The 6,865-nt window shown below is 41.0% G+C and carries 7 protein-coding genes; 6 read left to right on the top strand and 1 reads right to left on the bottom strand.

Annotation, left to right across the window (positions count from 1 at the left end; all coding sequences use genetic code 11):
• Positions 1–260: 260 nt before the first annotated feature.
• Positions 261–818 carry a hypothetical protein gene (locus tag QZ371_RS10090; RefSeq protein ID WP_295212107.1) on the bottom strand — a complete coding sequence of 186 codons (558 nt, stop codon included), beginning with the start codon at positions 816–818 and terminating at the stop codon, positions 261–263.
• 311 nt (positions 819–1,129) lie between these two features.
• Here QZ371_RS10090 and QZ371_RS10085 point away from each other — a divergent pair, with 311 nt between their 5' ends.
• From QZ371_RS10085 to QZ371_RS10060, 6 genes are all read left to right on the top strand, one after another.
• Positions 1,130–2,248, top strand: coding sequence for a hypothetical protein (locus QZ371_RS10085; RefSeq protein WP_295212105.1), 1,119 nt, complete (start codon positions 1,130–1,132; stop codon positions 2,246–2,248).
• An 11-nt stretch (positions 2,249–2,259) separates the two neighbouring features.
• Positions 2,260–3,123, top strand: a complete 864-nt coding sequence (locus tag QZ371_RS10080) for a hypothetical protein (protein ID WP_295212104.1) — start codon at positions 2,260–2,262, stop codon at positions 3,121–3,123.
• Positions 3,124–3,126: 3 nt separating this feature from the next.
• Positions 3,127–3,693: a hypothetical protein gene (locus QZ371_RS10075; protein ID WP_295212103.1), complete on the top strand. Its 567-nt coding sequence runs from the start codon at positions 3,127–3,129 to the stop codon at positions 3,691–3,693.
• Complete coding sequence (locus QZ371_RS10070) at positions 3,693–3,998, top strand: hypothetical protein (RefSeq protein WP_295212101.1); 306 nt, start codon at positions 3,693–3,695, stop codon at positions 3,996–3,998. Before QZ371_RS10075 ends, QZ371_RS10070 begins: the two co-directional genes overlap by 1 nt.
• Positions 3,999–4,138: 140 nt before the next feature.
• Positions 4,139–5,299 (top strand): hypothetical protein, encoded by a 1,161-nt coding sequence (locus QZ371_RS10065; protein WP_295212100.1) that lies wholly within the window; start codon positions 4,139–4,141, stop codon positions 5,297–5,299.
• Complete coding sequence (locus QZ371_RS10060; RefSeq protein WP_295212098.1) at positions 5,296–6,864, top strand: hypothetical protein; 1,569 nt, start codon at positions 5,296–5,298, stop codon at positions 6,862–6,864. The genes QZ371_RS10065 and QZ371_RS10060 overlap by 4 nt, the downstream gene beginning before the upstream one ends.
• Position 6,865 lies beyond the last annotated feature (1 nt).

Genomic DNA, 6,865 nt, shown 5'->3' with positions numbered 1-6,865 from the left:
TCCTTTGTTTTTATTATACTTTGATTGTTTTGTATGTGCCAAGTTTTATTATACAGGATTAATAAGCGAAAGCAATAATCTTTCTGACAATAGTGCGATATCGCAAGACGAGGGAAAACACTCAGCCGTGATAAATGATATTCCTAAAATATTGCAAATGTCCGAATTGCCTACGTGGTGTGAAATTACAGCTATAACAATGGTTTTGTCGCCCAAATTAACAAAAGCAACGGCTCTTCTCTGCATCAATTCCGTTCTTTTTACTCTGCATTATAATATTTTTCGACCATTTTCCTTGCAGAAAATAATCCTCCGACAAGATGAAATAGTATGACGACTATCACGATCGCAACAGAGCATTTGAAGTATTTGTTTCTCAACAATTCAAGGTCGGTGAGCAGTTTATCTCGATATGTCAAATTGCCGGAATTGAGCATACTGATCTTTCTCACGCCCTCATTATATTCAGACAGCAAATGTTCTCGAAATTTAAAATGCAAAAACAGATCGTTTAGCGAGAATAAAACAGACGTAAATATTGCTTTGATCTTAAAATAATCGTGGGGTGTGGTTTTTCTTATCTGCAAGTCATTCCTTCTGAATTTTGTTACTGCGTTAGCGTTGGTAAAAGTGAAAAGAAAAAATATCGAGATCAATACTACTAGCGGAACGATAACAACATACCCCGTAATATCATTATCAAGGTCTACTGACAGTTTACCTAGTATCATAATGAACAAAGTGTTCTGCAAAATAATGTATATAATAAGCTTTATAATAAAGTATGTGGAAAAATATTTGTTGAAATTACTTTTCATTTTGACAGCACATCCTTAATTCTGAATAATTGATTTCTTTTTATTATTTATTACCGTGGTTTATTTAATTTTACAATTTAAAACGCCATTTGTCAAGCGTGCTATTTTGGATTTTTATCGTTAATAGATTTCTTCAACTTGTGACAACTTTGATTTTTCAATTTCTCTACAACCTGCACAATTCCCCCACCTCGCCCTTGTATGCAATGCCGAATAATCCGCCAACCTGCAACAAAACCGCAACTATCCCTCACTATACTACAAAAGCGAAAAGCAATACGGCGAACTTGACCACAGGAAAGGAATGACATATGAAAAATATCAGAAAAACAAAAGTATTATTGCCCGTGATGTTGGCGGCTGTGGCGCTGTCAGCTTGTGAAAATACTCCCGACAATATCAGAAGCAACAAGCATTCGGCTGAGGTGGACAGCGGCGAGGCTTATGTTTCGTCAGAGAATATTTATGACAGCTTTGATGCTGCATTTGAAAAAGAGTATACAAAATTCAAGCTGCCCGAAAAATCGGCGGTGAGCATTTGCAAACCTGACGGCGTTTATGACTTGGAGCTTGCATATATCAATGCCGAAAATGATATGGACTGGCTGTCGTCAAAAGTGGAAGAGCTGCAAAGTGCCTTGGATATCAAGATCGATGGTAAGATCGAAACTGTGGAAGATCAGGCACAGCTCCAGGACGAACATAACAAACTTAAAATAACACGCTTTGCACAGCCTTATTGCTGTTGGGAGGCAAGCGAAAACGGCGTAAATACCGCAGACGCTGACGCCGATAATATGGAGCTTTTTTATCTTGACAGACCAACTTCTGAAAATGCTGACAGCGGTCTTTTGTCTGCTGCTGACAAGGCAAAGACTTTGGCGGACACGTTCAGCAAGGTGCTTGGTGAGGAGCTTGACAATGTGGTCAGTGACGGGTATATAATCACCACCGACAGCGGCGTTGGCTATGAGATCGAGATACAAAAGGCATATAAAGGTATCGGCATACAAAATGTTTTTTCCACGAATGCTGACGATACGCTGTTCGTGAAGGGCAATGCGCTTATGACCTATTCAATGCAGACTTATACTGATCTCGACGCAAACTTTGACCCCGAATATTACATAGGTTGTAACGCTTTCAAGGTGGCAAAGGCTGAGAAAATAGACAAAATGCTGTCTTTCAAGGGTGCTTGCGATCTGCTTGAGGAAAATCTTGCGGACAAGATCGATATACAGTTTGATGACGTCAAGCTTATGTATGAACCTCGTGGCGAGAGTACCGAAGTCGGCGAAAGTGCGGATAATATATGCTGTACGCCAAAGTGGTATTTTATTATCGACGATAAGCAGCCGACAGGTCTGCACGCAATAAATTATGTGACAGTCGATTGCGTTACGGGCGAGATATATGTGCTTATTCCATAGGGGGTGGGGCAATGAAAGCACTTAAATGCGACCTTAACAAGAGTATGCTGAATATCGGATATGTCGGAGCGGTGCTGCTCACGACCCTGCTTTGCTTTACCGCAAAGGCGTATACCGACCCGAACACGGCGAAGATATACACGGTGTTTGAGTGCATTGCAAAGCTTGACAAACAGCTTTTTGCTGATGATTATTCCTTCAGTTCCTATCTGATATTCGCAAAAGGTATGTCGGGATATATGGCAATGTTTCTGCCTATAATAGCGGCTTTTCCGTTTATGACGGCATTTTGTGCAGAGCGAAACGGCGGTTCAATGCGGTTCACCATAACCAGGACAGGCGGATTGAGATATTATCTGTCAAAATTCTGCTCAGCATTTTTGTGCGGCGGTTCGGCTGTTCTATTCGGATATATAATTTTTGGTGTTATCGTAAGAATAATTTTTCCTTCATTGAGCCAATATGAACTTTCCGCAGATGACTTGTCATTCGTGCTTGTGAACAACAAAAACGAACTTATAGGCGTGTTAAGATATATGCTTTCAGCGTTTTTGTATGGAGCCATAAGCACAATGCCTGCGCTATTCATAAGCTCATTCTGCAAAAATCCATATCTTATAACCTGCGTGCCATTTATGGTAACATATATGTGGCAGATAGCTGTGCAGAAACTTATTGCAAATTCGATGATGAAAGAGGATTTTGACAGGGCAAGCATATTGGAGAATTTTTATCCCAACAGCATAATGAATTTGTCATATTACACAGCTTTTGCCGACACAAAATACATTCTGTTTTTCAATTTAGGGATAATACTTTTATCTGTGATAGGTTTTATAGTAATAATGAATATGCGGTTGGACAAAGGGGTGTAAGCAATGAAAAATTTTAGTTTAAAACAAGCCTTTTCCTGTGCGGCAACGGAATTTGTAAAGTGGGTCTGTGACGCACGAATGGTGATCGTTGCGGTGCTGCTCATATTCATAAACAATTTTGCAGTTTCTCCGCTGACCAACAATGCAGAGCTTATGGGTGAGCCGCTTAACATACTAGAGCCATTTATAGCTGTGGCGAATTCTGAGATACTGATACTTATAATCCCCATAGTTTTTCTTACCCTCATTGCTGATTATCCGAAAGTTGACACCAACACCGTGTTTTATATCGTGCGTATCGGCAGGGCGAACTGGTTTGTAGGGCAGGTTTTGAAACTTGTTTTTATGATAATATCATATCTTGCGGTAATATTTCTCGGCACAGTTTTGCCAATGCTTTCAAAGGGTTTTTGGTACAATGGCTGGAGCAATGTTGCCACGGGTTTTGTGAAAATGTTCCCCGACAGGCGAGGCGATTTCGGCGTTGAGCTGCTTCCAGGAAATCTCTACAATCAGCTTTCGGTATTTGAGGCGGCGGTAAAAAGCTTCTGCTCGTGGCGGCGTATTTGATGATAATAGGGCTGATACTGCTGGTGTTTTCACTATTCAAGCGAAAGACATTGGGCTTTATCATATGCGGCGGAATGATATCCCTTGGAATGGCGTTCAGTGCTATAAGGACAAATCTTATGTGGACAATGCCAATGGCAAACTCAATAACTTGGCTGCATTACACAAAATATTTCAAAAAGCCAATAATGCCGATGAGCTTTTCTGTTATTTATCTGCTAGTACTTATTGTGATTTTGCTAGTCCTTGGAGGGGTCGCTATCAAGAAGTTTAATTATGATAATGTAATGGAGGTTGGGGGGTAGATATCATAACTTTGTCTTACTTCACAAACTACCCTTCCTCAATTTGTGCATATATACAAATCCCCACCACCCCTGCAACAATTTACCCTGTGAAACCCACTTAATATACGACAGTAAAACTAGGTAGTGGGGGAGATCATATGAAATTTACAAAGATGATTTTGGCGGCGGTGGCGGTCGCATTGCTGTTGTGTTCCTGCGATAATGCAAAGACTGAAAGCGCAATTGAAACAACAGATTTTTGCGCAAATGCCGCTGTTTCTGACGGCTATGTTTTTCGTGTGGATAACGAGCGGCTGAATTTGTGGGACACTCAGAGCAATACATACGATATATTTTGCTCTCAGCCAAATTGCAAGCACAAAACGCTGGCGGAGGACAAAAACAGCGCTTGCACGGCGGTAGCGCCCGATAAAGATCAAGAGATAAGATATGCGTTTATCTACAAAAATTCGCTGTATATGATATGTGCAGGCAATCTTAATGAAACGCTGATATATAAATCGGACAAGGACGGGCAGAACAGAAAGCTGTTTATGACCTTGGATATCACGCTCTGTTCCCTTACAGACCCGACATTTTCGGAGGGCTTGCTGGCGTTTGTCGGCTCAGAATATATCACCGACAGCAAAGCAAATATGCAGGAGAATTATTCGCTCTGTTCGGTTGATCTGAACGCAAAAGAGTTCCAAAACTATGGCGAAGTCGGCAAGGCAAATGAAAGCCTTATTGCACGAAACAGCTTGCATATCAACAAAAAATGTATATATTTTCAGTTGTGCGAATATACCGAAAACAGTCAGCACAACAAAATACAGTATATCGATATAGGAGAAAATACCGAATATGGTATTCCACTATTAGAAAGCGATGATACGCTGAATGTATGGCAATATGATGATGACAAAATAGTATATGCTATATCCGACAATAATGAGACCCATTCAAAGGTCTGCACAATGGACTTTGAGGGCAACGATCAGCGATCGCTGTTTGAGGCAGACGGATATATAAGCGACGTGTTTTTGAGCGGTGAAAAGTGCTTTTACTTTTTCAGTAAAACAGAGGGTGAAAACGAAGTTCGTGGTGCGGTGGTATATGATATGAACTCCCAACAGACTTTGGAATATCAGTTTGCGGAAAATGAATGGCTGACGGTGCTAGGACACACGGCAAATGGCTTTTTGCTGTATAGTCAGAACGATGAGAATGAGACTTTGGAGCTTTGTTCGGACGATGATTTTTGGAATTTGAAGTTTGAAAAAGCTCAAAAAGCTGATACTGGAAGTGACGTGCAATGAGTGGATTCAAAAGATATGGGGCGCTTCTGACAGCGATGATAATCTTGTGCTGTTCGGGCTGCGAAAGTTCGGAAAATATGCAGTCTGCGGTATCAAAGTCGGGTGCTGATATTTCTGATAACGAGCAGGGGTATGCCATTGACGACGAGGGCTTTACACTATTTGATGTCGATGATAATATCCAGCCCGTTTCCTATGCCGACAAAACAAAGCTTGTGTACCTCACCAATTATGACACTCAGTTCACGACCACCGATGACGACCCACGGATATATGACGAGGCGTATATTGAAAATGCGGTCAACGAGTATCTTGATAAAATTGGCTGTGATTATTACGTTGACTTTGTGAATAACGGCGAGTTCGATTTCAAGACGGGCGAGGTCTATCCAAATTTAGACAAGTATGAAACTATGCTTAAAGACGGCGAACAGGTGGACATAGTCAACACAGGTCTGGGACTTGAAACCTTGGGCAGCTATGGGGATACATATCATATTTTTGTGGATAGAGGATATCTTACACCGTTCAATGATTATTTTGAAACCGACAGAGGCCAAAAGCTCTATAAGCAGTTTGATGAGGTAGTATGGCAGCAGACGGCTTGTGCGGACGGTCTGATATACGGAAAATCCACAGACTATGCCCTTGCACAGCCGTTGGTATTATCATTTTATGATGATATATGCGATGAAATTGGCTTGGATAAAAGTGCGGTCAATACCCTTAGTGACCTTGCACCATATCTGAAAATTTATGCAGATAATGGCAAGGCTGGCTTGCTTCTTGACAGCACAAATGAGCTGTATTACGAAATGGCAGGCTTTTGCAAATTCAAAGGCATATATATCAACGTGGATACGCAGAAAGCTGAAAATATCTTTAAAAACGAAAGTGCGATAGAGTATTTGAAACTGATCGAGGACTACAAAAACAGTGGATATATAGCTGGTAGCGTCGAGCAGGCGAAATATTTTTGCAGCCTAAGTCCTGCTATGCCATATTTGTATGATTCCACAAAAATTGTTTCAAAAGGATATTTGCAGCAGGAGGAGCTAAACGGCGTTGTTGGCATAAGTTCGGACAGCGAAAACAAAGACAAGGCTTTTGAATTTTTGACCATGCTCAGCACTGACAAAGAGCTTGCGAATATTATCTACAACGGCACAGAGGGACGAAACTATATTTCAGAAAACGGAGTGAAATGTTTGAACAAGAACGCTTTGCCGTTCTATGAAAATTATGATTCAATGGCTAACACTCTTATAACTGACAGCAATTCACAGTCAGATGATAAAAAAGCCGACAGTATGAAAGCTTGCTGGGAAAATTCACAGGTATCACCCTTTTACGGCTTGCAGATATCTGACGAGCTGAGCGAAAAGATTGACAAAATTGCCGCTATAAATGATGAATTCTATCCTCTGTTTTACGGTGATTTCGGCAACTACACAACCCTCGACGATGCCCTATCAGCGGCAAATGAAAAGTTATCCGCCGCAGGCATAGATGACCTACTGGACGAATTGAACGGGCAATATAGCGCAAACAAAAAAATAATATAGG

Source organism: Ruminococcus sp., assembly GCF_019423705.1.
GTDB lineage: Bacteria > Bacillota > Clostridia > Oscillospirales > Ruminococcaceae > Hominimerdicola.
The sequence above is the reverse complement of the archived record's forward strand: the minus strand, read 5'-3'. Positions and strand labels throughout refer to the sequence as shown.